Source organism: Chitinophaga sp., assembly GCF_035538455.1.
GTDB lineage: Bacteria > Bacteroidota > Bacteroidia > Chitinophagales > Chitinophagaceae > Chitinophaga.
Genome location: NZ_DATLKJ010000189.1, coordinates 1 through 25,752, shown reverse-complemented (window position 1 = coordinate 25,752; position 25,752 = coordinate 1). Strand labels below are relative to the sequence as shown.

The following is a 25,752-nucleotide window of genomic DNA, read 5'->3' as shown; positions in this document are numbered from 1 at the left end:
ATTCCGGTCGTTATACCCAAACTTATCCACAGGAAATCCACTATTTTCAAGGGCTCTGTAGTTTGGTACAATACTTGGACCAAAGCCCCGTTTATTACAAAAGTACTGGGAAATATGCTATGGCACAGGGTTTTACAGGATGTCGCTAAAAGAACCTCCTTTAGCTCCCAACTGTCCAATCAGCTGTAACCGTTACCAGTAGCGTTTTTCAGCCGATAAAATTTTCTATAAAAAATTTGTAAAAAATTTGGTAATCTGATAAAACGCGCTATATTTGCTCACATCAAACATTTTTTCACTAGTTAAATCTTACTAACTATGAACAAAGCCGAATTAATCGACAAGCTTGCTAAAGATGCAGGTATCACCAAAACCCAAGCTAACGAAGCTCTGGATTCTTTCACCAAAGCTGTTGCCGATACCCTGAAAAAAGGTGGTAAAGTAACTCTGGTTGGTTTCGGTACTTTCTCAGTTTCTAAACGTGCTGCTCGTAACGGTAGAAACCCTCAGACTGGCCAGATCATCAAGATCAAAGCTAAGAAAGTTGCTAAATTCAAAGCTGGTAAAGCTTTATCTGACAAGCTCTAATCAGTTAGCACAACTTATTCAAGCAAGGAACACTTATGTTTCTTGCTTTTTTTATGCCTAAAAGGGCGACAGTATAGAATTTCAGCGAATTACAGTAATTTGCAGACTGATAACATCATTATTTTATAACAACAAACTTCAAATCATTCGTTATGGGTAGAGGAGATATTAAAACCAAAAGAGGTAAGATATCCAACAAATCTTTCGGTAAATCAAGACCTGCAAGAACCGGGAAAGCTGCTGCAGCTAAGACTGAGAAGAAAGCATAGTTATTTGGTTATTTAGTTATTTGGATATTTTGTTTCAAAAGAGGTACCTCTTTGAAACAAAATATCCAAATAACTAAATAACCAAATAACTAAATCTTATGGGGCCAGGCGCTCTATTTTCCAGCTTCCTTCAGTGGTAAGCGTATACAGTATACGGTCGTGCAAACGACTGCTTCTTCCCTGCCAGAACTCAATAACCTGTGGTTTCACCACATACCCACCCCAGTAATCAGGTCTTTCAGGCACAGTTTTCTCATAGGTTGCAACCACTTTATCTACCTGTTCTTCCAGGAAAGAACGGTCAGGGATTACTTTGCTCTGCGGAGAAGCAATAGCACCTATTCTGCTGCCCATTGGCCGGCTGTTATAATATTCGTTGCTGATACCAGCATCAGCCTTTACAACGGTGCCTTCTATACGAACCTGGCGCTCCAGTTCCTTCCAGAAAAACAAAAGGGTTACATGCGGGTTCTCTGCCAGCTCCTGCCCCTTGCGGCTTTCATAGTTAGTAAAAAACAGGAAACCGTTTTCATCAAAGCTCTTCAGCAACACGATCCTGGCAGACGGGCGGCCATTGGCCGTGCTGGTAGCCAGTGTCATGGCATTAGGTTCATCTATCTCGCTGCTAAGCGAATCATTCCACCACTTATCAAACTGTTGCAGCGGATGTGGCGCCACGTCCTTTTCATCGAGGGAGGCCAGCCTGTAATCTTTTCGTAAGTCAGCTACTTTCTGGTTTAACATGGTATATCCATTTATCTGAACAATGGCTAACAGCCACCGGCTGATAGCTATCAGGCAAAGTTATGGAAGGATAATAGTAATTTTGACGGACCTGATATAAATCATGATATGAAAAAAACTTTCTTATCGTTCCTGCTGGCAACAGCGGCCCTGTTTTCCTGCCATACCAATAGCACGCCTGCAAAGGCGGGCAGCGACACCGCTATTCTTGTAATCCCGCTTGCAAGCACTCCTTACTTTTATACACAACTCAAAGGCGTAGTAGGTGGCAAACACATCACCATGCAATTGCTGAAAACAGCCCCCCATCTGTTTGGCGGCTACTATTGCTATGATAGCATCGGACAACCCGTCAATATCTGGGGCAGTCTCGATTCCAATCTCGTGAAGCTCTATGAAGAAACCACTGCTGGCGGTGAAGAACGCTTCTTCGGCGGTACACTGAGCGACGATGGTATCTTCAAAGGTGTATGGCATGGTGACAGCACCTCCCATCACTTTGAGCTGCATACAGATCTAAGAAGGGCCGTTCCGTTCCGCGTCTATTACGATACCGATTCCCTTCACCTGATAGCCTCCAACCCGCAGTCACCTATAGGTATGGTCTCCAGCAGTATTATTTGGCCCGATTCCTCCGTTGATTCTTCATTAGCAACTTTTCTGAAAAGGCAGATCACCTCCAGCACATATGTAACCACACCTGAGCAATACATCAAAATGGATATGGACTCCTTTAAGATCTCCTACCAGGTGGCAGCCAAAGATGCAGACAGCAGCGAACTGAACGATGAAACACAGGCTAATTCCTGGAATTGGACTACAGACGATGCGATGAGAATTGTATGGAACACCTGGCCCTATCTTGTTATAGAAAAATATTCCTACGATTTCACAGGCGGTGCACACGGCAACTGGAATGCTGTTTACATTACACTTGACCTCTCAAAGAAAAAAGTGATCACGCCTGCGGATATTTTTAAGACAGGTTACAAGGAGAAACTAAGTCCTCTGCTGGATAAGGCTTTCAGGAAGAAGTACAAGATCGGGGAAGATGAAATGCTGTATCAGAACCTGTTGGTAAAGACAATTCCGGCAAATGATAATCTCATCGTTACTGATAAGGGGGTTGCATTTAGTTATGTACCTTATGAGATCGGGCCTTATGCATTGGGGCAGGTAACATTGTTTATTCCGTTCACTGAGCTGAAACCGCTCTTAAAAAACTAAAATTTATTTATGTGGTTATGTAGCTATTTTGTTTCAGAAACAAAATAGCTACATAACCACATAAATAAATTTAAATTATCCCTGTACCAGGGTGCCCACGTTTTTCCCCATAATTACATTAAGGAGATTATTAGGCTTGTTCATATCAAACACAATGATAGGCAGCTTATTTTCCTGGCAAAGGGTAAATGCTGTCATATCCATTACGTTGAGAGATTTCTGGTATACTTCAGAGAAGGTAATAGTTTCGTAGCGAACGGCTGTTTTATCTTTTTCCGGATCAGCGGTATAGATACCGTCCACGCGGGTTCCTTTGAGAATCACATCAGCCTGGATTTCAATAGCACGCAGAGATGCAGCAGTATCAGTGGTAAAGTAAGGGTTACCGGTACCTGCACCGAATATAACGACACGGCCTTTTTCCACATGTCTGATAGCACGGCGACGGATATACGGTTCTGCGATCTGTTCCATTTTGATAGCAGATTGCAGACGGGTGTAAAGACCAATTTTCTCAAGGCCGCTCTGTAATGCCATTCCGTTAATAACAGTGGCAAGCATCCCCATATAATCTCCCTGTGCCCGCTCAATTCCGGTTTCTGCTTCGTTCATTCCACGGTAGATATTCCCTCCACCTATCACGATGGCTACCTGTACACCGAGATCAGTTACTGCTTTGATATCGTAGGCATACTGGGTAATTACCTTATGATCAATACCATAATTTGCATCCCCCATAAGGGCCTCCCCGCTCAATTTGAGCAAAATTCGCTTGTACTTTGGCAACATGACGCTTAAAATATTGTAAGACTCTGATTTTTCTGGTGTAATTACGGTATCCTAAGATACAACATAAAAGCAAAAAGCTGAAAGCAACTGCAAAATGCGGTTATTTTTTTACTTTTTACCTTATTTGAATGCGCCGGGTTGATAATGCGCAAAAAAAAGGAGAGAACCTGTATTCTCTCCTTTTTCTGAATATGATTTTATCAACCTAAAGCGATTCGCTTAAAGCTGTTAACCTTCAGCTCAGCATCAACTGATTTCAGGTAATCGCCAACGGATTTATTGTTGTCTTTAACAAAAGCTTGCTGCAGCAGGGTGCTTTCTTTAAAGAATTTGTTCACTTTACCCATAGCGATTTTCTCAGCCATTTCAGCGGGCTTGCCTTCTGCTTTCACCTGTTCTACGGCAATTTCTTTTTCGCGTGCAATAACATCAGCAGGAACGCCGTCTGCATCTACTGCGATAGGATTCATTGCAGCGATCTGCATAGCAACATCTTTACCTACTTCTTCAGAAACTGCTTTAGAGAAAGAAACCAGTACACCCATACGGTAGTTACCGTGGATGTAAGCAGTTACGCCACCACCTTCAACAAATTCGAATTTATTCAGGCTGATTTTCTCGCCGATTTTAGCTACCTGATCGTTCACTTTATCAGCTACAGTAGCGCCATCCAGTTGAGCTGCATTCAGATCTTCAATAGTTTTGATGCCTTTGCTCAGTGCCAGATCAACGATAGCCTGCGCAAACTTAACGAAGTCCTCGTTTTTAGCAACGAAGTCAGTTTCGCAACCCAGACCTACGATAACACCAGTTTTACCATCAGCAGAAGTTTTAGCGATGATAACACCTTCTTTAGTTTCACGGTCAGAGCGGAGAGCAGCTACTTTCTGTCCTTTCTTACGCAGATAGTCAACTGCTTTTTCGAAATCACCATCACTTTCAACCAGTGCCTTTCTGCAGTCCATCATACCAGCACCAGTTTGCTGACGCAGTTTGTTTACATCAGCTGCTGTAATTGTTGCCATGAGCTATAATTAGTTTTATAATGTAAAAATTTATGCAAATTACTATGAACCACTGTAGCTATTAGCCTTTAGCAGTTAATCAATTATTAAATTAACAGCTAAAGGCTAATAGTAAAGGTTCAGATATATTATTTACCAGCTGGTTTCCTTGGACCACCGCCGCCTGCATTAGACGGACGACGCTGACCACCGCCGGCGCCACCGCCGCGGTTTCCACCACCGCCACCACGGTTTCCGCCACCAGTGCCGCGATTAGCACCACCAGGACCACGGCCACCGCCTGTGCCAGGACCGCCCTGACCACGACCACCGCCGCCTGGTTTGCGACCTCTTTCACGATCTTCACCGCCTTCAACGTCGAATTTGCGAGCTTTATCGTCTGCTTCTTCTTCCTCTTCTACTTCTTCAGATTTCTCACTTGCTCTTTCAGAAAGACCTTCAGCAATAGCAGCGCAGATATAGCTGGTGATGATAGCGATAGATTTGGTAGCATCATCGTTCGCAGGAATAGCGAAATCTACTTTGCTTGGATCTGAGTTAGTATCCACCATACCGAAGGTAGTGATACCCAGACGTTTCGCTTCAGCCAGTGCGATGTGTTCGTGGCTGATATCCACCATGAACAGAGCAGCCGGTACGCGAGCCAGCTGTGCAATACCACCCAGCACTTTTTCCATTTTCTCTTTATCACGGCTTAAAGTAAGACGTTCCTTTTTAGTGATATTGTCGAAAGTGCCGTCCTGCAGCATTTTCTCGATGCTCTGCATCTTCTTTACGCTCTTGCGGATTGTAGAGAAGTTAGTGAGCATACCACCCAGCCACCTTTCGGTAACATAAGGCATATTGATATTGCGCGCAGCGTCAGCTACGATTTCTTTCGCCTGCTTTTTAGTTGCAACGAACATGATCTTCTTACCGCTCTTTGCGATAGATTTCAGGGCAGCTGCTGCTTCCTGTAAACCTTCTACGGTTTTATTCAGATCAATGATATGAATACCTTTCTTTTCTGCGAAAATATAAGGCAGCATTTTAGGATTCCATTTCTTCTTCAGGTGACCGAAGTGAACACCTGCCTCCAGTAACTGCTGCTGCAATGAGGTATTATTTTCCATGTTTATATTACTCAATTAAAAGGATCAAATAATGTTTAGCTATTAGCCAACTGCTCAAATATTAGCGTTTAGAGAACTGGAAGCTTCTTCTAGCTTTAGCTTTACCTGGTTTCTTACGTTCTACGCTTCTTGGATCACGTTTCAGCAGACCCGCAGCTTTCAGTGCAGGACGGAACTCAGCATTTACTTCGCACAGTGCGCGGGCAATACCCAGTTTAATAGCTTCTGCCTGTCCTTTGATACCACCGCCCTGTGCATTCACTTTCACATCAAACTTATCAACAGCGTCGATAGTCTTTAAAGGCAGCTCCACCTGGTTCTGCAGGTAGATCAGAGAAAAGTAGTTTTTATAATCTTTGTCGTTAACTGTAATGTTACCGGTACCCTTGTTGATGTAAACACGGGCAACAGCTTCCTTACGGCGACCAATTGTATTTTTTTGCTTTTCCATGTATCAGAGAAAAATTAGAAAGTTAAAGGTTGTGGTTTCTGTGCAGCATGAGGATGCTCAGCACCTGCATACACAAACAGCTTTTTGAACATCTTACGACCCAGACGGTTTTTAGGCAGCATACCTTTGATCGCCTTTTCAATCATCACCTCAGGACGACGACGGATCAGGTCTTTCGCCAGTTCAATCCTCTGACCACCAGGATAACCGGTGTAGTGGATGTATTCTTTCTCATCCATTTTATTGCCGGTCAAAGAAATTTTATCCGCATTAATCACGATGATAAAATCACCACAATCAGTATGAGGCGTATAGTAAGGCTTGTTCTTACCTCTTAAAATGGCCGCCATCTTGGCACACACTCTACCAAGAGTCAGGTTGGTAGCATCTACAATGTACCAGTCGCGCTTTACGTAAGCGTCGTTAGCCGATTTAGTTTTAAAACTTAATGTATTCATTGTTGTATACGATAAAAAATTACGTCTTGTAAACAATTCCCCTATCAGAAGGAGTGCAAAGGTACATTCCACATTCTTAATAACCATGAATTTCACCTACTTTTTTACACAATACCTTTACAAGCAATTGATTTTCAATAAAAATTTTGTTTTAAAGTTATTAACACCAGCCAGCGACGCTGTTGATATTAAAAATTAACATCAAATAAAAGAGGGGTATCCCTAACGGAAATACCCCTCTTGAACTTTTGGCTTAATATATCAGTACCCTGTATTCTGCGTCATATTCGGATTCACATCCCTTTCTGTCTGCGGCACCGGCAACACCAGGATCGGATCATTGTAATCACGCGATCCCAGCTTCAGCTTCAATCGCTTGATAGTCCAGAGCCGGTCACCCTCAAATGCCAGCTCCCGGAAGCGTTCGCTTATAATATCATCAGCAGTAACCACACTCAGATCACCGGCGTGCGCACGTGCACGGACGGCATTCACATCGGCCAGCGGCGTTACCCCTCCCACCGGAGCGCCACCACTGCGGAAATTAGCCTCTGCACGCGTCAGCACCATTTCAGACAAACGCACCACCGGCACAACCTTATACTGCTGTTTCCATTTACCTGTATAAGTGCCGTCAATCCCTGAAATACTGGTGCCTTCATACACAAATGCCTTACGGTCATCCCCATCCTCGTAATTGTTCAGCCAGTCTGCCATGATCTGCAGATCACCCCTACCCACAGGCTTTGCCGAATAAAAAGTAGCCACTCCATTATCAGTGGTACCCGCATTACTTTGCTTATTCTGCTGAATCGCAAAAATATCTTCGGTGGAATTGGTATTGTTATTAAATGCCTTATCAACAGAGGTAACAAGCACAAACCCTCCTTTGGCGATCACATCATTGGCTGCAGCAGCCGCTTCAGCATACCTCCCCTGATTCATATACACCCTTGCCAGGAACGCCTCTGCTGCATATTTGGTCGCCCTTGCATTTTCGTTGCTCTCCGGAAGGTCATTCAATGCTGCGGTAAGGTCATCGATCACCAGCTTATATACCTCACTCACCTTAGCACGCGGCCGCTTGTCGCGCGTAGGATCATACGATGATATTGGTTCAAGCACAATAGGTACGGCATCATTTGCGGTCGTATTGCCGGCAGACCAAGGCTGCGCATAGAAATTCACCAGCTCAAAATAGGTGATCCCCCTGATGAACCTCGCTTCAGCTGTCACCACCTTCTGTTCATCTTTATTTACCACCCCGATCTTATCCAATACCGTATTAGCGCCTGCTATGGTAATATAGGCACGTGCCCACATATCTTCTGCAATAGAAGAGTTCCTGTCCTGCTGCTTCACCGATATTGCCCTGTAAGCAGCGAATGTTCCCACGAAGTTGATAGCATTATCTCTCCCCAAAAGGTCTGCTACTACCAGGTACCGCTCCCCGAATGCATTTGCATGTTGCAAAGAGGCATAACAGCCTGCCAATACAGCTTTTACATCTTCACTGGTTGTGATCTGTCCGGGAGTAACTTCCTGAGATGGGAGCACGTCCAGTTTCTTGTTGCAGCCAGAAGCCAGTGCCAGTGTACAGGCAGCCAAGGATGCATGAAGAATATATTTTCTGAGTTTCATGTTCTGTTTTTTGTTTGATGATAACAATTATCCGTACTCTTTATCAGAAGCGTACATTAAGACCCACCACATACGTCTTTGCCTGCGGAATCGTATACCGGTCCACACCGCTGGAGATATTCCTGGTAGTGTTAGAACTGCCGGCCAGTGGCGTAGTACTTACCTCAGGATCACTGATGTAATCTGTTTTAGTCCACAGGTTATACCCCGCCGCATATACTTTAATACCCTGTATTTTCAGCTTTTCAATAATGCGTTTAGGTAGATTATAGCTCAGTGTTACATTCTTCAGCCTGATATAGGAACCGTTGTAAATATAGCGGGATGAGGTCTGGTAGCCAGTCGGGTAAGTAATGCTTACCCGGGGTACATCTGTTATATCACCTGGCTTCTGCCATCTGTTGAGAATATCCAGCGTCTGGTTGTCGTAACCATTGCCAAATCCGGCAGTCTGGAAAGTACCGGCAGAATTGAATATTTTATTCCCGTGAACAAATGTGAAAAACACACTCAGATCAAAACCTTTGTAAGAGAAGTTGTTGGTGAAGCCCCCCGTAAAATCAGGATTGGAGCTACCCACCACTACTTCAGGCGCCCTATTGATGTTATTGGTCGGCTTACCTGTTGAATCCATATATAGTGCATCACCGGTTTCCTTATCTGCACCAATAAATCTGGGCATATAGAAAGTACCAATACTCTGTCCTTCTACAGCCCGCTGGCTGCCGCTCTTGATCACCTGCCCCTGCAGATTGGTGATTTTGTTTTTGTTAAATCCTATGTTGAAGCTGGTTGTCCATTTAAATTCTCCTTCCAGGTTACGGGTGTTCAACGAAAACTCGATCCCTTTGTTTTCCATCTTACCCAGGTTTTGGGTAATGATCCCATATCCCGTAGTAAGCGGGATATTCACGTCCAGCAAAAGGTCAGATGTATTTTTCTTGTACACATCCACCTCACCGGAAATCCTGTTCTCCAGGAAACCGAATTCCAGACCAACATCAGCCTGAAAAGTCTTCTCCCAGCGGAGATCAGGGTTAGCCAGCTGTGATGGCTGAAAGCCCGGGAGATCGGGATAGTTGGTGATCTTATACAAAGAAAGGAAGCGGCCCTCCCCGATCTCAGCGTTACCTGTAAGACCTGCGCTGGCCCTGAGCTTCAGAAGGCTAATCGCTTTTGATTCCTTCAGGAAGTCTTCCTGCGAGATTACCCAGCCAAGCGATCCTGCCGGGAACACGCCATATCTGTTGTTGGGACCAAAGCGGGAAGACCCGTCTGTTCTGATACTGAAGCTGGCGAGATATTTTTCGTTGTATGCATAATTGGCCCTGAAGAAATAAGACAGGAAAGTATACCTGAAATTCTTCCCGATACCTGTTGTGATAGCTGTAGCGCCAGACAGGTTTTTCACAGCATCGGAAGGATATGATTCCCCCTGGGTGATATTATTGCGGTTCTCATTCTGCAGATAACTAGTACCCAGCACCATGGACAATTTATGCCTACTTCCCAATGAAGGTGTAATAGTAAAGAAGTTATTGGTATTGAGAGATACGCTCTGGGCATTGATAGACTGGCCTTTCCCAATACCGGCACCATCTAAAGAAAGTTTGCTCTTGAAATAATCCTCGTTCATGTTGAGGATGTCTGCACCCAGTTCTGAGCGGAAGTTCAGCCACGGCAGGAAATTGTAAGTGGCGTATACATTGCCCAGGGTACGGAAAGATATTTGTTTATCGCTGTCGTATTGAGCGTCAAACAATCCGTTATCATACAAGGTTTTTGAATTGAGCTTGCCTGTATTGGGATCAATGATGGGTGAGATGGGGATCTGGGCCACCAGCTGGCTTGGAGAGGAAAACTCATTGTCCTGTGAAATCCTGTCCAATTGAGAGCGGTTTACACTGAGGTTGATCCCTACATTCAGTTTATCAGTAGCCGCATGATCGAGGCTCAGACGGGCGCCGTAGCGGGTGAATTTATTATTGATTACAATAGCTTCCTGGGAACTATAGAATCCGGATACAAAGAAGCGGGTCTTCTCGCTACCACCTGTAGCGGAAAGGTTGATCTGGTTTGACCTTGCAGGGTGACGATATACTTCATTCTCCCAGTTGGTATTCACCGCGCCGTTGCGCCAGTCCGTTCCGAGGGAGTAATTATCCAGGATATCTGATTCATATGATTTCTTATAAGCAGCAATAGCTTCAGGCTCTGATCCATAGCCGGTATCGTGGTTTCTAAAATCAGTCTTACCGTCATTTACAGCTGCTTCCTCGATCAATTCCACATATTGTTTGGCGTTGAGAAAACCACGTTTCATCGTAGGCGTAGCCCAGCCGGTGTTTACATCGAGATTGAAAACAGTGCGTTGATTGAGTTTACCCTTTTTGGTGGTCACCAGTACAACACCGTTGGATGCACGCGCACCATAGATAGCAGTAGCAGCAGCATCTTTCAGTACCTCTACAGATTCAATGTCGTTAGGGTTAATGTCTGTAAGTGGATTGGTAATTTCATTGTCGTCGTCCGTCTGCAGGCTGGACTCTACCGGCATTCCATCTACAATATAAAGCGGCTGGTTGCTGGCGGAGATAGAGGAGGTACCTCTCACCCTTACCTTTAATCCCTGGCCCAGTCTTCCGCTTCCCGACTCAATTACAACGCCGGCAGCCTTTCCTTGTATAGCTGATTCGAAGCTGGGAACAGGTACATCCTCAATTTCCTTGGCGTTGATTTTTGCAATAGAGCCGGTTACTTCACGTTTCAGCTGGGTTCCGTACCCAACTACCACGATCTCGGAGATATCTTTGTTCCCGGCAGATAAAGCCACCGTAATGCTGCTTTTACCTGCAATAGATACCTCCTGGTCTGCATACCCTACGAAGGTAAAGACGAGGGTATTCACATTACCTGGAACCGATAATTTAAATGCGCCGTCTGCGGCGGTAATAGTACCGCCGGCAGCACCTTTGGTTTTCACCGTAACGCCTGGCAAAGGGCTCCCGTCCTTGGCATCGGTTACCTTTCCGGTAATTTGTTTTGATTGGGCAAACGAAACCATGCACAGGAGCATCAGCATGGTCAGCCATGAGAAAAATCGGGACATAGACAGATGGTTGATGTTTAAGTTTAGATTTCAGTTATAGTCATAGAAAAAGCGATAGTAATAGAACTTGGTTGAGCGACATTGGTTGAAAAACGTCTACTAAATAATTACACTGCCCTTCGCGTGATTGAGTATGCTTCAAATTTGTTAACAGACAAGCTTTTCAATAAAACTGTTACAAAGCATTTTCAATAAGCAAATATTAACTGGTTCTAAAAGTAAATATTTGTAACTTCTTAAAAAAGTGTTAAAGATATTTCTTGATAAATATAAACAAAAAAGATTGCGCAGGTAGCTGCGCAATCTTTTTAATATATTAAGAATCAATTAATTATTTCTATTTCTAGCTCCCATATAAACCAAAATGTATTGAAAAAGCGTAACGATGGATGCCAGCGCAGCGACCACATAGGTCATGGCAGCCCACCAGAGGGCATTTTTGGCCTTATCGTGCTCGTCTTTCTGCATCAGGCGACTACTGTCCAGCCATGAAAGGGCACGTCTGGAAGCGTCAAACTCCACAGGCAGGGTCACTACCGAAAAAAGGGTAGTGATACCGAAAAGGATAATACCGCCCAGGAGCAATTCCGGGAAGCGGTTAATCAGGAAGATACCAGCCAGCAGCACCCATGATACGAGCGTAGAGCTCACCTGCACGGCGGGTACCAGTCTGGAACGCAAGCCCAGCCAGGGATATGCCGCTGCGTGCTGCACGGCATGGCCGCATTCATGCGCAGCAACGGCGGCAGCGGCTACATTAGCGCCAGAATACACATCAGCACTCAGGTTCACCGTCTTGGTAGCCGGGTTATAGTGGTCAGACAGAAATCCTTCAACAGACACTACCTGAACGTCATAGATATTATTGTCACGCAGCATTTTCTCAGCCACCTGCCTGCCGGTAAGCCCGGATGAGGTTGGTACCTCACTGTAAGTGCGGAACTTACTTTTCAATACAAAACTTACCAACATGCTGATCCCTACAAAAATCAGCGATACAAAACTGATTCCTGGTGTCATTATTTTTAGAATTAGGTTTTAATAGCAGGCACAAATATCCCTCCATTCAGTTCGTTTTAAGGAATATTTAGCTTTTAACTGCCAAGGCCGTTGGCCCCCTAAATTTCAGAAATTTAACACTGCCATTTTGGCAAAATCTATTCAAAAACATGAAAATTCGGCGGTTTTTCAGTTCTCAACAGAAATGTCTTATTATAAATATTTCATATGCAAAATTCCTCAACATCAACCCTATTTATCAACATTTTACGGCTGGCCAATGAAAGTAATATTGGACAAACTATAGCCTCAAACAAGCGATAGAAGCCACTTTCTGACATTAAAAAAAACCATCAAAAGTTATTCACATCAATTAAATAAACTTTTTTATTCTGAACCCATTTTGTAATTTAGACCTGAATTTAATGGGTTAGTAAGTAGAAAGAGTCAACGGAATCTTCCGTTTGGCTCTTTTCTCTTTTTAGACCATTTCACCTCACTTTTATCATCACCTCCCTAATCATTTTCATGGTATAATTTTCAAAACAACTTACTTTGTAAGAATCCTTCTTTATATAAATTTATGAGTAAGATAAGAACCGCATTTTTTTGCCAGAACTGTGGATATGAATCTGCCAAATGGAATGGAAAATGCCCCAGTTGTGGACAATGGAATACATTCGTAGAAGAGCGTGTTCAAAAAGAGATTCCCTCCAGGCATGACTGGAAAACAAATGATACATCAAACAGCCGCATTCAAAAGATCATCAACCTGTCTGATATAACAACTACTGAGGAAAAAAGGTTGCTGACACCAGACAATGAACTGAATCGCGTGCTGGGAGGCGGAATAGTACCAGGTTCACTGGTACTCGTAGGTGGAGAACCCGGTATCGGGAAATCCACGTTGTTCCTGCAAAGTGCACTGCAACTGAAGCAAATCAAAACACTTTATATCAGTGGAGAAGAAAGTGAGCAACAGATTAAAATGCGGGCAGACCGCATCCAGAATTCCAATGAACAGTTTTATCTTCTCACAGAAACATCTACCCAAACAATATTCCAGGAGATCAAAAAACTACAACCTCAACTGGTTATTGTAGACTCCATACAAACCCTGCACACTCCACTGATTGAGTCTGCCCCCGGAAGTGTGTCACAGATTCGTGAAACAGCCGCAGAACTGCAACGCTTTGCAAAAGAAAGCAATATACCGGTGTTCCTTATCGGGCACATTACAAAAGATGGCTCCATTGCAGGCCCGAAAGTATTGGAGCATATGGTAGACACTGTACTTCAGTTTGAAGGCGATCAGCATTATGCTTATCGGATTCTGCGCACCATCAAAAACAGATTTGGCTCAACAGCCGAACTGGGTATTTATGAAATGACTGGTACCGGCTTAAGACAGGTTACCAATCCATCAGAAATACTGATATCTCAACGTGACGACCTATTGAGCGGTGTGGCAATATCCGCTACCATGGAAGGCTTACGGCCATTACTTGTGGAAGTACAGGCATTGGTAACACAATCCGTTTACGGAACCCCACAACGTACCGCCACCGGTTTTGATCTGCGCAGATTACAACTGCTGCTGGCTGTACTAGAAAAACGTGGTGGGTTCCACTTTGGTGTTAAAGATGTGTTTCTGAACATTGCCGGAGGGCTCCGTGTGGAAGATCCTGCTATTGATCTCGCAGTGCTGTGTGCGTTGCTCTCATCTTATGAAGATAACGCGCTGCCGAATAAAATATGCTTTGCCGGAGAGGTAGGTCTCAGCGGAGAGATCAGGGCGGTAAATCGCATAGAGCAACGGATTGTTGAAGCCGAAAAGCTGGGCTTTGAAAAAATATTTATCTCCCGCTACAACAAAAAAGGAATAGATTTTAGTAAATTCAATATAGAGGTAATTGCCGTAGGAAGAGTGGAAGAAGTATACCAGCAACTGTTCTGATCTGCATACCTGTTAAAATGTTAACCCAATGCTTATACGTTTGTTATCTCCGGTGATTCACCTGTTTTATCCCCATTGTTGTGAAATATGTGGTAAAGATCTGCCGGCAGCTGATGACCTGTTATGTCTGCGCTGCCATGATACCCTACCAGTCACACAGTTTCACCGCTATGAAGGTAATCCTGTAGCCAACATCTTCAGAGGCCGCGTACAGATAAAACATGCCATGGCCGCCTATTATTACAGCCAGTCTTCTGGTATGCAACATCTCGTGCACAGCTTTAAATACCGGCAACGTAAAGACATAGCGCTATGGCTGGGCAGGCAAATTGGCTATATGTTACAGGAAAGCCCTTGGATCAGTGAAATTGATATGCTGGCACCAGTGCCGCTCTTTCCATCAAAGGAAAGAAGCAGAGGATATAACCAGGCAACACTGCTGGCTAACGGTATTGCGCATATTATAAAAAAACCGGTATTGTCAAAGGCACTGACCAGGCTGCAGTTTACCCGCACCCAAACCAGACAGGGCAGAACAGACCGCTGGCAGAATGTGGCCACTGTATTCAGCGCTGATCCACGGGTAGTAACAGGCAGGCATATACTATTAACAGACGATGTGATCACCACAGGAGCTACTACCGAGGCGTGCAGCCAGGCACTGCTGGACGCCGGCGCCAGCGTCAGTGTCTGCAGCCTCGCGTACACAACCCGCTGATCAAAAAAGTTATTTTTTTGTTACCGGTATGATTATCTTTACACTGAGTCTGCTACATTATTATCTTTGGTGCGTCTTCTCAATTGAATTGTTATGCTTAAACTAGCCTTACTCTCACTCGTCATGTTTTTTGCTGCTGCTTCACATATCTACGACTTTAAGGTAGATGCCGTTGATGGAAGTAAGATCGACTTTGCAAAGTACAAAGGGAAGAAAATACTTGTTGTAAACACAGCCTCCCTTTGTGGTAACACCCCTCAATATGCGGGTCTTGAAAAATTGTATAAGAAATATCAGAACAAATTGGTAATTGTTGGCTTTCCCGCCAATAATTTCGGATCACAGGAACCTGGGTCCAATAACGAAATCAAAGAGTTCTGCACGAAACAATATGCTGTCACATTCCCAATGGCCGCTAAAATTTCTGTAAAGGGAGCTGATATTCACCCCCTCTACAAATGGCTGTTGGACGAGAGTAAAGCAAAACACCTGGAGCCAGCCGAAGTTACCTGGAACTTCCAAAAATATCTGCTGGATGAAAAAGGTAACCTGGTGGCCGTATTTTCCCCAAAAACCCAACCCGAAGCACCGGAAGTAATTGCTGCTATTGAAAAATAGCATTTTCGTCCTTAACCCCCTTGCCACCTGAGTGTAATAAAATACGCGCCGAATAAACTGCGTATACGTACATACGTATGCGTTAGTTGATATTATATTTTACACCTAGCGGACATCAAATAAATGAAACACCTCGAAAAAGTGATCAATAAAAAGAAGCTGTTACCAATTATTATTGCTGCAAGCGCCAGCCTGCCATTCACGGCCTGCCAACAGAAAATAGATACGCCTGAACTCTCCTGCCCGGAGCTCAGTATGACTGCCACTCTCCAGGACAAAACCAATTCGCTGAAATTGGTAACAAACACCATCTTCAGTCAGGAAAATGATAGCGCCGTTACTAAGTATCTGAGCCTGGAAGCACTCTCAGATACTATGAAAGTCATCATCAATGTAATTGATCCGGGGTATCCCTATAATGCCAAAACGAACGACAGCCTTCGGTTGGCTACCTATAGATTCTCACGGACAGCCAATCTTCAGGGAGGACTGGTAGTTGCCGGTATGCGAAACAAAGATGGCTCCATCAGTTACTTTACCACTGACAGCTCCAGCGTTACCATCAACCGCGTAAACACAGTCCGCAAAACAGTTTCCGGCACCTTCACCTTTGTGGCTGATAAAGGCGCTATAGCTGGGAAAGGCACCTTCCAGAATGCCTGTTACGTTACCCTGCAATAGCCGGTTGTAAAGGATTAATCCCCCTTTTCATTATCTTGCGCCCATGCTTTTTTCAGATATCATAGGACAAACAGCTGTACAACAACAGCTGATGCAGTCTGTGGAACAAAACCGGCTTAGTCACGCCATGATATTATTGGCGCCGGAAGGTGCAGGTGGACTCCCCCTGGGACTTGCCTTCACTCAATACCTGGTGTGCGAGAACAAGCAGGCAAACGGTGCCTGTGGTAAATGCGCGGCCTGTCAGAAAGCATCACAGTGCATACACCCTGACATACACTACTCCTACCCGGTGATCCCGCGAAAAGCAGGTGACAAGCCCGTAAGTACAGACTACATCGCCGAATGGCGCGAATTCGTAAATACCAATCCATACGGCAATGCTTACGACTGGCTCCAATTCATTGGAGCGGAGAACAAACAGGGTAACATCACCGCCACTGAATGCCAGGATATTATCCGTAAACTCAACCTGAAAAGTTTTGAAAGTGGATATAAGATCCTCCTGATGTGGATGCCGGAATACCTGGGCAATGAAGGCAACAGGTTACTGAAGCTGATTGAAGAACCGCCACAGAATACGCTTTTTATTCTGATTGCTGAAAACCAGGAACAGATACTCGCCACCATTCTCTCCCGTACGCATCTTATTAAAGTTAATCCGCTGACAAAGGAGGATATGGTAAAGGCATTAACCGAAAGAGGCAAAGTTGCTCCGGCTAAGGCGCAACAGATTGCCACCATCACCGCCGGTAACTATCGCGAAGCCGTATACCTGCTCCAGCATTCAGATGATGATTACCATGAGCTGTTACGCAACTGGCTCAATTACCTGTTTACCGGCAACCGTGTTGCCCTGCAGGAATGGATAGAAGGCATTTCCAGTGCCAAAACAGGACGTGAAAACCAGAAACAGTTTCTCCGTTACTTCATCAATCTGCTGGAACATACACTACGCCTGCAATTCATCGATCGCAGCCAGCTCGCTTTTTCCCCTGAGGAAATGGACTTCTCCGCCAAGCTCTCCAAACTGGCTGATCTCAACCAGATGCAGCAGATTGTGGAAGAACTGGATAACGCCTGCTATTATATTGAGCGCAACGCCAATGCCAAGCTGCTGTTTCATGCACTGTCCATCAAGCTACAATATATATTTAAAAAGAAACCTTTACCAGTTCTGTAATTAAGCAGGCACGCACCCTCAGCTTATCAGCTCATTTCCTTACCTTTGTTCCTTCCGGTCCTTTTGTTTTTCTGAAAGGAAAAATGTACTTTAAGGGATTAGAATAACCTGAAATGCTTATTTATAAAATTTAAACTATTTAATAATATGGCTTGTGCCGGATGTGGTACGGGTGTGGAGGGTAAGCCGTCGGGATGCAAGAGTAATGGAGGATGCAGCAGTGGAGGCTGTAATCGGTTAAATGTTTTTGACTGGTTATCCAATATTCCCCTCGGCGATAGCTTAGCGCCATTTGACATTATAGAAGTTAGCTTTAATAACGGCAGCCGCAAGGATTTCTTCCGCAACGTTACCAAACAAATGCTTGATAAAGGAGAGATGGTAACAGTAGAAGGTGTTAGCGGCTTTGATGTTGGAACAGTAAGCCTTACCGGCGAACTGGTGAAACTTCAGATGAAAAAGAGGCGGGCAGAAGATACACCCGAATTGAAAAAAGTATTGCGTCGTTCCAGTAATGACGACCTTCAAAGGATGGCCGATAACAAGGCCCGCGAGAAAGAAGCGCTGATCAGGTCAAGGGCTCTGGCCCGAAACCTGGGGCTTGAAATGAAGCTGGCAGAAGTGGAAATACAGGCTGATGGCCGCAAGGCCACATTCTTCTATACGGCGGATGACCGTGTGGATTTCCGCGAACTGATCAAAGTATATGCCTCCGAATTCAGGGCAAAGGTGGAAATGCGCCAGATAGGCGCCCGCCAGGAAGCCGGAAAAGTAGGCGGCATCGGCAGCTGTGGCCGTGAGCTCTGCTGCTCTACATGGCTCTCCGACTTCAAGAGCGTGAACACTACCGCCGCCCGCTATCAAAACCTGTCCATCAACCAGGCAAAACTGTCCGGACAGTGCGGACGTCTCAAATGCTGTCTTAACTACGAACTGGATACCTACCTCGATGCCCTTAAAGGATTCCCTGAAGATGCTGATACCATCGAAACCTCTGGAGGTGTTGCGACCCTGCAGAAGAGGGATATCTTTAAATGCCTGATGTGGTACTCCTATGAAGGCAGTAACAAACAATATCCAATGACCATCTCCCGTGTGAAAGAAATACGCCAGCTTAACAAGCAGGGTATTAAACCGGAAGAGCTTAAAGCAGTGGAAGTGGTTACCACCAAACCTAAGGAAACTGACCTCGGGTTTGCAGATGTGGTTGGCCAGATCAGTCTAAAATCTCTCGAAAAAACGGTGCAGAAGCGCAAACAGAAAGATAAAGACAGACACAAACAGCACCACAAAGAAAAAGACAAAGAACAGAAACAGGCTACCGCTCCTAAAACTGAGCAGCAGAAGCCTGAACAAAAAACTGGTAAACGCCCCGACAGCCGTCAGCAGGAACAGCGGAAACCTAAACAGGAAAACCGTCAACCACAGCAACAAGGACAGGGACATCAGCAACCCAAACAAGGTCGCGACCAGCAGCCGAAACAGGAACAAGGCGCCAAACAAGGACAGGGACAAGGACAACAGCAGCCAAAGCAGGACCGCCGTCCGCCGAAGCATAAGCCGAAACCCAACAATCCCAATAACAACAAACAATAATAATATTCAATAAATCAAGGAGGGCATCACTGAACAGTGATGCCCTCCTTGATTTATGTTAAAAGGCCGCCCAGATGAGCAGCCTTTGTTGATAATTGGTTTTTGCTTATGAGAAAAATTAAAAATCAGTTTTATCATCCTCCCCCACATTTTCAACACCACAGGCGCCCGGTATTACTCCTTATCACGATTCACTTTCAAACAACAGCTTATAATAATTCATGCTGGTAGCTTCATCATACCCCCGCTCGATCATCTCCCGGTTCCCATGAATATAAATATGAAAATTCTTGTCCAGCTTCAGAATGCTTTTAAACACTTTCTGTTGTTTCTTCACAGCAGGGGCTGAGATCTCAAATTCATCCGGAAATTCCTGCTGGAACTCCTGCTGATACTCGCGCTTATACTCCTTAAAAGATGCTATTGCTTCGGGGTGTCCTAGTACTTCATTCGCAAAATCGTCCAGCTGAAATTGCTCTTTCTCCTTAAAGTATGCGGCTGATTTATTCAGCAGATCCACCTGATCCACCCGGTTCATTTCATATTCTGTGGGCAGTTTATTACTAATAAACTGCTTACACATGTTCACTGCCGTTTCTGTTTGAAGATAACTGTCTTCCCGGCGTTGTACCTGCAGGAAGGCATCCTTCCAGTATACTGCTTCCGCCTGCTTACCGGTACTGTCTACAATACTTACTTTGTAGCCCTCCTCCTCTTCTGTATTAAAGATTAGGCAACCTTTATCCAGCTTGTTAATATTAATACCGTCTTCGTAATTCAGCTGATAGTTGTCATCAGTCAGAAATACCTTCAGGTAAGTGTCCCTGTTTTCAGATTTGAATATTCCAATGGCTTCTACATCTTCGCCATCTACCTGACATTTACGAAAATAGGTGATGTACAGTTCCCCACCCTTTATTTTGGGATGGGTGGAGTGTTTATAAAGATGTTTGGCAATATTGACAGACTGCTCCTGGAATTCTTCAGGGTCGGTAAATATACGGCGGCAATATTGAAATATTTCATTTAACCGCAGATCGGCTTCATGATAAAATCTGAAATATTCCGCAGCATTACTGAACGGCTGAATAAAATATGTGATCAGCAACTGGCTGATGGTTTCATCCTCCAGCTGTAACGGAGCCTTCGAACATACGAGCGCCTCATCATTGGAAGAATTCCCCACCTTATGTATAGTGAGCTTCTCCAGGTCTTTGAAATCCGAAACATGAATCATGGGCGCAAAATTAATAAATAAGTGACAGTCGGACGAGTGCGCCAGCTTCCACTTTCTTCCTGATAAATTCCGCTACTAATAATAATTACTCCTGTAGATATACACTGAAAAATCAGTAATTCTTTTTTAATTTAACCGTCCTAAAAAAAATATGACCATGAAAAAACATATTTACCTGCTGGCAGCCCTCTCCTGCCTGGGTTCCACGTCTATAGCACAACAGTCTGCACGTCCACTCTATACAGCACAGGACCTCACTGCCGAGAATATGTTCTCTGTAAACATTGAAGGACCCAACTTTGACAAAGCAGGTAATTTCTATGTTGTCAACTTCAAACACGACGGTACCGTTGGAAAGATCAATACCAAAACCGGCGCCGGCGAAATATTCATCAACCTGCCAGACAGCAGCATCGGCAACAGCGTTAACTTCAACAGCAAAGGATACATGTTCCTGCCCGACTTCAAAGGACATAACGTGCTGATGGTGGATATGAAAACCAGGAAAATCAGCGTTTACGCTCATACTGCTCAGTTCAATCAACCCAATGATCTCTGCATCGACAAAAAAGACCGGATTTTCGCCTCCGACCCCAACTGGGGTAAGAACACCGGCCAACTCTGGCGCATTGATCCCGGAAAAGCCCCGGTACTGCTGGAAACCGGCATGGGCACCACCAATGGCATTGAGCTCAGCCCCGATGAAAAAACGCTCTATGTAAACGAAAGTAACCAACGTAACGTCTGGAAATATGATGTAGACGATGCCGGGAACATCTCCAATAAAACCCTCTTCGCCAGCTTCCCCGACTTCGGTTTCGATGGCATGAAATGCGATAAAGCCGGTAATATCTATATCACCCGCTGGGGCAAAGGCGTAGTAGCTGTAATGTCCCCCAAAGGAGAACTGATCCGGGAAGTACCGCTGAAAGGCAAACAATGCAGCAACCTCATCTTCGGGGATAAAGACGGTAAAACAGTATACGTAACGCTTCAGGACAGAAAATGTGTGGAAACTTTCAGGGTGGAAATACCCGGGAAAAAATACTGATCCGGGCCTGGTTGATAAGTTCATGAACACAACATCAAGTCCGCCTATACACCGGTATTCCAACACCGACCAGTGTTCTAAGCCAGGGGTTTCTCACCAGGGAGAACAGTTATAAATAACAATTTTATATAAAGTAGGAGGCCCATTTAGCATTAGTCTAAATGGGCCTCCCACTTTTATTTTCGGACGTCATCAGTCAAAAAATCACCTTCCTACTTGATTATCAGCAGCAGTCCCTTATTCTTCGCAACGGGGATAGTGCCATTCTTATCAAAGGCTTGTTGTGATTGGAAATTACGTATATCCGGAGCTGTTATTGTGGCTTTGGAAGGATCTATGCTGAGCGCTTTCCAGTCTATCTGTAGTTTAACAGTGGTGTCCTCCTTTGCCCAGCTGGCGATAGATACCAACACAATGCCATCCTTCTTGTAAATAGTGGCTGGCACCAATGGGTTATCCGTTTTCACAGGATTATTTTCTACCCAATAGCCAATCATTTTAGTTCCCTGCATACCGAAATCGTCCCATACTTTCCAGATTGGGCGCGGATCAGAGTTTTCTGTCCACGGCATGCGGTTGGTCATGCCATAGACCATGCCACGCCACTGGTTTCCACCATCCTGCAGCATCTCCCCCATCAGGCCGAAGGGAATACCGCTCACTTCAGTAAGGAAGAAATCCGGAGTATTGTTCTCATAATCGAAATATTCACCGAACCAGAGCCTGTTCAGGTAAGGGAAATGCTCCATGTATAACATAGCGCTGTTGATAAAGCCATCCGTTTTATTATACTGGTTGGCTGAATGCAGGTCGATGATGCCGGGATGTCCGTCCTGTGTGAGAACACGCTTGATACGCTTCATGGTGATCCGGTCAAATGCTACATCATCCAGGTATATACCGTCAATGCCTACACGCTGTACCAGCCAGTTCATGCCTTCTACATAATAGTTATGCCAGCGGTTCATACCACTGTTGATAATAGCGGCATCCTTAAACTCAGGAACAAACCAGGCTGCAATGTAATCTTCACTCACATGCTCCTGCAGCCAGGAGAAGCCACCACCCTTGCCGGGACTGTACACCTCATGGCCCAGACTTCGCAGCGGGAAGGTTTCCCACGCATGGTTGGATAATTCTCTTACAGTATTGTAGATCTTTACCTTCAATCCTTTGCTGTGGGCCACGTCAATGTAATCTTTCATCTTTTTCCATTCGATGAACGGATAATTGATCCACGGATTGATGTCATTGCCATGATGGATATTCACCACAGTAGCGCCCGTAGCCTTAATACTGTCGAGGTTATTGTATTTGTGATAGAAGCGGGTACTCCATTGAAAATCCGTGTTGACAGGGTGGAACGGCGTAATGATCAGGTGGAAGTTATAATAAAGTGTATCGCCTTTATGCATGGTTCTGTCACCACTGTAGCTGTTCACCAGTATTGACTTACCTTTTTCCTCTATGGTGATGCCGCCCTTATCGCCATTACCCCAGGAAGCAGGCAGCAGCAATGGTTTCTGGAGATAGAAGTTGGTATTGAGCGGACGCACATAATGTTCATCGCGCAGGGTGAACTGCAGACCGGCGTTTACATCACCGATCCATGCGCCATCCTGGTTCTTGTTCTTCACATCCCACTTCCAGTTGATCTTATCAGGGCGCAGGCCGCCTTTCTGCCCCAAGCCCATTAAGTATTTGGAGGCGCCTTTGTCCATGGGGAGATGCATAGTGATCTCTTTCAGTGGCACATCCTGGAGTGCGGTTACTTTCACAGTGTAGTCCATGAAGCCATCAAACTCGAGGGAGGCAGTCACTTCCATCTGCAAACCATTAGTGGTGTTGATAGCCTGCCAGCTGATCTTGCCCGCATCACGGGATATAATTTTCCAGCCATTACTTTGCCATTTAAGATCCTTGCCGTCTGTTGCTGAGGTGAAGTGAAAATGTATCGGCTCTGTAAAGAGATTCTTTGCCTGATTGGACAGGGAAGTCATTTCAGGCGTAAAGAAAGTCTGTATCTGTGCCGGGAAGCCCTCTTTATTGATACCTACTTTACGGCCGAGAATACTGATAACACTATCTTTCATTTCCAGCGGCGTGTAGGGTGGTATCACGGCATTGTCCTGTGCCAGGGTGGAGTTTAGCCATTTCAGGCGGGTTTGTTTCCACGGCTCATTGAAACCGCTGTTATCAGCCAGTTTACCCGTTACCGTTAATGTCACCTTTACCGGCATCGCAGGCGCTCCGGCCGGATGAACGGTCACAATACCTTTGTAAACCCCTGCCGCCGCAGAGGCAGGAACATCTATGCCGCACCACATCGCCTGTATTTTACCGGCAGGTACGTTTACTATCGCATGAAACGGTTGCGCGTCATAGGTGGTACCATTGAGATTGATGCAGCTGAGTTGCGCTGCTGGTATAGATTTACCGTCAGCCGTCTTCAGGTCGCTGAAAGATATTTTTACATCTTTCAGTTCTTTCAATGCATATATACCCAGCTGAAAAGCGTAATACTCTCCTTTATCTGCCTGGCCGGCAAATGCCTGTGATGGCCCCTTCTGAATCCATCGCTGAGGCAGATCCGCCGTCATTTTCACAGGAAACTGTCTGTCTTCAGGGAATACAAGGTATCCGGCGCCGGGATGTTTCAGCAGCAGTTGTTTTTCTTCTGCAGCTGTGGCTATCACCTCCATGGGATAAAATGTATTGAAGGTATCTATTGCCTGTATCTCCTGTACGGTGGCGTTAGGCTTCAAAGCAGCAGGAACGGCTTGAAGCCAGTTATTGTCTGCTGTTTGTTCGGGAGAAAGATAAACGCCCTTCGGGTAGTTAGAACGCCCTTCATTCTTATACGGGAGATAGTAGATGTAATAGCTGCCTTTGCCCGAAGCCGGCTCAAAGCAGATATCACCTTGCTCTCTGTTGATGGACAAGGCTTTTACGTTAGTGATCTTTTGTTTTGTCTGTGCATCCTGAATGATGATACGTTTTTGCTCAGGATGTTCATCACGGCGGCGCCAGGGAATAATCACCCTGGCTACTTTTGCGGCGCCGTTAAATGTAACAACTACGCGGTGGTTACCAAGGGAATCTGCGTCCCAGCTATTGCCACCGGTTGTGTATTTCAGCTGCTGGGCCGTGGCTGCCCCTAGTAAGCTGAGAGAGAAACCTGTCAGCAATAACGCCTTGGACACTATGCGGGCATGGTGGTTCATGTTGTGCATGTAGAAAAACTGTTTTTAACTATTTATATCATTGTTCACTGGACAGTGAATTTACAGCGTACGCGGTTCTTTTTCAGGAATATTTCCGTAAAAAAGAACGCCCCGTTTTACGAGGCGTTCAGGATATGGTTATTGAATAGGATTTTGCACCAGGTTCGGATCCAGGAGAATTTCCTGTTCCGGAATAAAATGCACCACTCTTGCATCCGTATATTTTACGGTCTGCGGACGTCCTGGCTGTACGCCGGGATAATCCCTCACCATGTTTTTGTTGTTTCTGAAGAGATCGAACACACGGTGTGTTTCAAACGCCAGTTCCAATCTTCTTTCATCCAGTACCACATCCAGCACAGAAGCGTAGCCTTTCAGGTCGCTGGTAGTGAACAGCGCACCGCCAGTAAGACCAGCACGCTGCCTGATGATATTTACATCGTTGATGGCCGCCTGGTTGTCTCCCAGTTTGGCATTGGCTTCAGCCCTGGTCAGGTACATCTCTGCAAGACGCAGCACCACCGGAGAACTTAAAGTAGGTACGTTATCCTGGTTGGAGTACTTGAGCACATACCATTTGGGTACATCATTGCGCGAATCCAGCACCTTCTTACCACCGGCATCTACTGAATCCGTACCGTCTGCTGCTTTCAGGTACACCGGTTGTACAAAACCATGTCTTGCATCCTCCGGATATTTGTCTAACAGTTTGAGATAGGATTCTGAAGCATATATTTCCCCATACCCCATGCCACCCGGCGACATATAATACATAGAGCCAATAGAGCCCCATGTTCTGTCGTCCTGCAGCGTATGATGGATAGCAAAGATGGTTTCCGTGTTATTCTCGTTGTTCTTCGTATAGTATCCCCGCAGGTCTGAAGTACCTACCAGCTGGTATTTCTGGGAGATGATCACCGAATCTGCAAAGATGCGGGCAGAATCATTCCTGCCCATATACAGATACGTTCTCGCCAGCAGCCCCATAGCAGCCCATTTGGTGGCATAGCTGTTGGTAACGGAACGGTCATTCATCAGGTCTTTGGCCTTCCTGAGATCAGCAATGATCTGTGCA

23 protein-coding genes are annotated in these 25,752 nt (G+C 45.2%); 11 read left to right on the top strand and 12 right to left on the bottom strand.

What is annotated here, in order from left to right; all coding sequences use genetic code 11:
- The 3 genes from VM802_RS22785 to VM802_RS22775 form a co-directional block, all read left to right on the top strand.
- Positions 1-189: hypothetical protein (locus VM802_RS22785; protein ID WP_325534930.1), on the top strand; the 189-nt coding region annotated here is incomplete at its 5' end.
- A gap of 129 nt (positions 190-318) precedes the next feature.
- A complete protein-coding gene (locus tag VM802_RS22780) occupies positions 319-588 on the top strand; it encodes an HU family DNA-binding protein (RefSeq protein ID WP_012788562.1) in 270 nt (89 codons plus the stop codon).
- Positions 589-740: 152 nt separating this feature from the next.
- Positions 741-857, top strand: coding sequence for a 30S ribosomal protein THX (locus VM802_RS22775; protein WP_325534920.1), 117 nt, complete (start codon positions 741-743; stop codon positions 855-857).
- Between the two features lie 96 nt (positions 858-953).
- Here VM802_RS22775 and pdxH read toward each other — a convergent pair whose 3' ends face one another.
- Positions 954-1,601 (bottom strand): pyridoxamine 5'-phosphate oxidase, encoded by a 648-nt coding sequence (pdxH, locus tag VM802_RS22770; protein WP_325534918.1) that lies wholly within the window; start codon positions 1,599-1,601, stop codon positions 954-956.
- A 108-nt stretch (positions 1,602-1,709) separates the two neighbouring features.
- Between pdxH and VM802_RS22765 the strand changes: the two genes are divergently transcribed.
- The gene (locus VM802_RS22765) at positions 1,710-2,828 is read left to right on the top strand and encodes a PdaC/RsiV family protein (RefSeq protein ID WP_325534916.1); all 1,119 of its coding nucleotides are present in this window, start codon (positions 1,710-1,712) and stop codon (positions 2,826-2,828) included.
- A gap of 75 nt (positions 2,829-2,903) precedes the next feature.
- Here the strand turns inward: VM802_RS22765 and pyrH are convergent, their stop codons facing one another.
- The 8 genes from pyrH to VM802_RS22725 form a co-directional block, all read right to left on the bottom strand.
- The gene (gene pyrH / locus VM802_RS22760) at positions 2,904-3,593 is read right to left on the bottom strand and encodes a UMP kinase (protein WP_325534914.1); all 690 of its coding nucleotides are present in this window, start codon (positions 3,591-3,593) and stop codon (positions 2,904-2,906) included.
- 224 nt (positions 3,594-3,817) lie between these two features.
- Positions 3,818-4,642, bottom strand: a complete 825-nt coding sequence (gene tsf, locus VM802_RS22755) for a translation elongation factor Ts (protein WP_325534912.1) — start codon at positions 4,640-4,642, stop codon at positions 3,818-3,820.
- 128 nt (positions 4,643-4,770) lie between these two features.
- Positions 4,771-5,754 (bottom strand): 30S ribosomal protein S2, encoded by a 984-nt coding sequence (gene rpsB, locus VM802_RS22750; protein ID WP_325534910.1) that lies wholly within the window; start codon positions 5,752-5,754, stop codon positions 4,771-4,773.
- A gap of 61 nt (positions 5,755-5,815) precedes the next feature.
- A complete protein-coding gene (gene rpsI / locus VM802_RS22745; protein ID WP_325534908.1) occupies positions 5,816-6,205 on the bottom strand; it encodes a 30S ribosomal protein S9 in 390 nt (129 codons plus the stop codon).
- Between the two features lie 14 nt (positions 6,206-6,219).
- On the bottom strand, positions 6,220-6,663 hold the full coding sequence (gene rplM / locus VM802_RS22740) for a 50S ribosomal protein L13 (RefSeq protein WP_325534906.1): 444 nt from the start codon (positions 6,661-6,663) through the stop codon (positions 6,220-6,222).
- A 261-nt stretch (positions 6,664-6,924) separates the two neighbouring features.
- On the bottom strand, positions 6,925-8,304 hold the full coding sequence (locus tag VM802_RS22735; RefSeq protein ID WP_325534904.1) for a RagB/SusD family nutrient uptake outer membrane protein: 1,380 nt from the start codon (positions 8,302-8,304) through the stop codon (positions 6,925-6,927).
- A 43-nt stretch (positions 8,305-8,347) separates the two neighbouring features.
- On the bottom strand, positions 8,348-11,413 hold the full coding sequence (locus VM802_RS22730) for a SusC/RagA family TonB-linked outer membrane protein (protein WP_325534902.1): 3,066 nt from the start codon (positions 11,411-11,413) through the stop codon (positions 8,348-8,350).
- Between the two features lie 327 nt (positions 11,414-11,740).
- The gene (locus tag VM802_RS22725) at positions 11,741-12,433 is read right to left on the bottom strand and encodes a zinc metallopeptidase (RefSeq protein ID WP_325534900.1); all 693 of its coding nucleotides are present in this window, start codon (positions 12,431-12,433) and stop codon (positions 11,741-11,743) included.
- A 562-nt stretch (positions 12,434-12,995) separates the two neighbouring features.
- Between VM802_RS22725 and radA the strand changes: the two genes are divergently transcribed.
- The 6 genes from radA to VM802_RS22695 all read left to right on the top strand — a co-directional run bounded on the left by radA (position 12,996) and on the right by VM802_RS22695 (position 19,165).
- Positions 12,996-14,369 carry a DNA repair protein RadA gene (gene radA, locus VM802_RS22720; protein WP_325534898.1) on the top strand — a complete coding sequence of 458 codons (1,374 nt, stop codon included), beginning with the start codon at positions 12,996-12,998 and terminating at the stop codon, positions 14,367-14,369.
- A 28-nt stretch (positions 14,370-14,397) separates the two neighbouring features.
- Entirely contained in the window at positions 14,398-15,087 is a 690-nt protein-coding gene (locus VM802_RS22715) for a ComF family protein (RefSeq protein ID WP_325534896.1), read from the top strand.
- Positions 15,088-15,180: 93 nt separating this feature from the next.
- Complete coding sequence (locus tag VM802_RS22710) at positions 15,181-15,705, top strand: glutathione peroxidase (RefSeq protein WP_325534894.1); 525 nt, start codon at positions 15,181-15,183, stop codon at positions 15,703-15,705.
- Between the two features lie 123 nt (positions 15,706-15,828).
- The gene (locus VM802_RS22705; protein WP_325534892.1) at positions 15,829-16,386 is read left to right on the top strand and encodes a hypothetical protein; all 558 of its coding nucleotides are present in this window, start codon (positions 15,829-15,831) and stop codon (positions 16,384-16,386) included.
- Between the two features lie 43 nt (positions 16,387-16,429).
- Positions 16,430-17,569, top strand: coding sequence for a DNA polymerase III subunit (locus VM802_RS22700; RefSeq protein ID WP_325534890.1), 1,140 nt, complete (start codon positions 16,430-16,432; stop codon positions 17,567-17,569).
- A 147-nt stretch (positions 17,570-17,716) separates the two neighbouring features.
- Positions 17,717-19,165 (top strand): PSP1 domain-containing protein, encoded by a 1,449-nt coding sequence (locus VM802_RS22695; protein WP_325534888.1) that lies wholly within the window; start codon positions 17,717-17,719, stop codon positions 19,163-19,165.
- A gap of 184 nt (positions 19,166-19,349) precedes the next feature.
- Here the strand turns inward: VM802_RS22695 and VM802_RS22690 are convergent, their stop codons facing one another.
- Positions 19,350-20,402 (bottom strand): nucleoid-associated protein, encoded by a 1,053-nt coding sequence (locus tag VM802_RS22690; RefSeq protein ID WP_325534886.1) that lies wholly within the window; start codon positions 20,400-20,402, stop codon positions 19,350-19,352.
- Positions 20,403-20,559: 157 nt separating this feature from the next.
- On the opposite strand from VM802_RS22690, the gene VM802_RS22685 reads away from it, so the two are divergent.
- The gene (locus tag VM802_RS22685; protein WP_325534884.1) at positions 20,560-21,453 is read left to right on the top strand and encodes an SMP-30/gluconolactonase/LRE family protein; all 894 of its coding nucleotides are present in this window, start codon (positions 20,560-20,562) and stop codon (positions 21,451-21,453) included.
- A gap of 212 nt (positions 21,454-21,665) precedes the next feature.
- Here VM802_RS22685 and VM802_RS22680 read toward each other — a convergent pair whose 3' ends face one another.
- Both VM802_RS22680 and VM802_RS22675 read right to left on the bottom strand, forming a co-directional pair.
- The gene (locus tag VM802_RS22680; protein WP_325534882.1) at positions 21,666-24,686 is read right to left on the bottom strand and encodes a glycoside hydrolase domain-containing protein; all 3,021 of its coding nucleotides are present in this window, start codon (positions 24,684-24,686) and stop codon (positions 21,666-21,668) included.
- A gap of 129 nt (positions 24,687-24,815) precedes the next feature.
- Positions 24,816-25,752 (bottom strand): RagB/SusD family nutrient uptake outer membrane protein (locus VM802_RS22675; protein WP_325534880.1); only part of this gene is annotated, 937 nt, incomplete at its 5' end.

Coding starts and splice junctions, on each gene's coding strand:
- VM802_RS22780 (WP_012788562.1), top strand. CDS start 319: ATGAACAAAGCCGAATTAATCGACAAGCTTGCTAAAGATGCAGGTATC.
- VM802_RS22775 (WP_325534920.1), top strand. CDS start 741: ATGGGTAGAGGAGATATTAAAACCAAAAGAGGTAAGATATCCAACAAA.
- pdxH (WP_325534918.1), bottom strand. CDS start 1,601: ATGTTAAACCAGAAAGTAGCTGACTTACGAAAAGATTACAGGCTGGCC.
- VM802_RS22765 (WP_325534916.1), top strand. CDS start 1,710: ATGAAAAAAACTTTCTTATCGTTCCTGCTGGCAACAGCGGCCCTGTTT.
- tsf (WP_325534912.1), bottom strand. CDS start 4,642: ATGGCAACAATTACAGCAGCTGATGTAAACAAACTGCGTCAGCAAACT.
- rpsB (WP_325534910.1), bottom strand. CDS start 5,754: ATGGAAAATAATACCTCATTGCAGCAGCAGTTACTGGAGGCAGGTGTT.
- rpsI (WP_325534908.1), bottom strand. CDS start 6,205: ATGGAAAAGCAAAAAAATACAATTGGTCGCCGTAAGGAAGCTGTTGCC.
- rplM (WP_325534906.1), bottom strand. CDS start 6,663: ATGAATACATTAAGTTTTAAAACTAAATCGGCTAACGACGCTTACGTA.
- VM802_RS22735 (WP_325534904.1), bottom strand. CDS start 8,304: ATGAAACTCAGAAAATATATTCTTCATGCATCCTTGGCTGCCTGTACA.
- VM802_RS22730 (WP_325534902.1), bottom strand. CDS start 11,413: ATGTCCCGATTTTTCTCATGGCTGACCATGCTGATGCTCCTGTGCATG.
- VM802_RS22725 (WP_325534900.1), bottom strand. CDS start 12,433: ATGACACCAGGAATCAGTTTTGTATCGCTGATTTTTGTAGGGATCAGC.
- radA (WP_325534898.1), top strand. CDS start 12,996: ATGAGTAAGATAAGAACCGCATTTTTTTGCCAGAACTGTGGATATGAA.
- VM802_RS22715 (WP_325534896.1), top strand. CDS start 14,398: ATGCTTATACGTTTGTTATCTCCGGTGATTCACCTGTTTTATCCCCAT.
- VM802_RS22710 (WP_325534894.1), top strand. CDS start 15,181: ATGCTTAAACTAGCCTTACTCTCACTCGTCATGTTTTTTGCTGCTGCT.
- VM802_RS22705 (WP_325534892.1), top strand. CDS start 15,829: ATGAAACACCTCGAAAAAGTGATCAATAAAAAGAAGCTGTTACCAATT.
- VM802_RS22700 (WP_325534890.1), top strand. CDS start 16,430: ATGCTTTTTTCAGATATCATAGGACAAACAGCTGTACAACAACAGCTG.
- VM802_RS22695 (WP_325534888.1), top strand. CDS start 17,717: ATGGCTTGTGCCGGATGTGGTACGGGTGTGGAGGGTAAGCCGTCGGGA.
- VM802_RS22690 (WP_325534886.1), bottom strand. CDS start 20,402: ATGATTCATGTTTCGGATTTCAAAGACCTGGAGAAGCTCACTATACAT.
- VM802_RS22685 (WP_325534884.1), top strand. CDS start 20,560: ATGAAAAAACATATTTACCTGCTGGCAGCCCTCTCCTGCCTGGGTTCC.
- VM802_RS22680 (WP_325534882.1), bottom strand. CDS start 24,686: ATGCACAACATGAACCACCATGCCCGCATAGTGTCCAAGGCGTTATTG.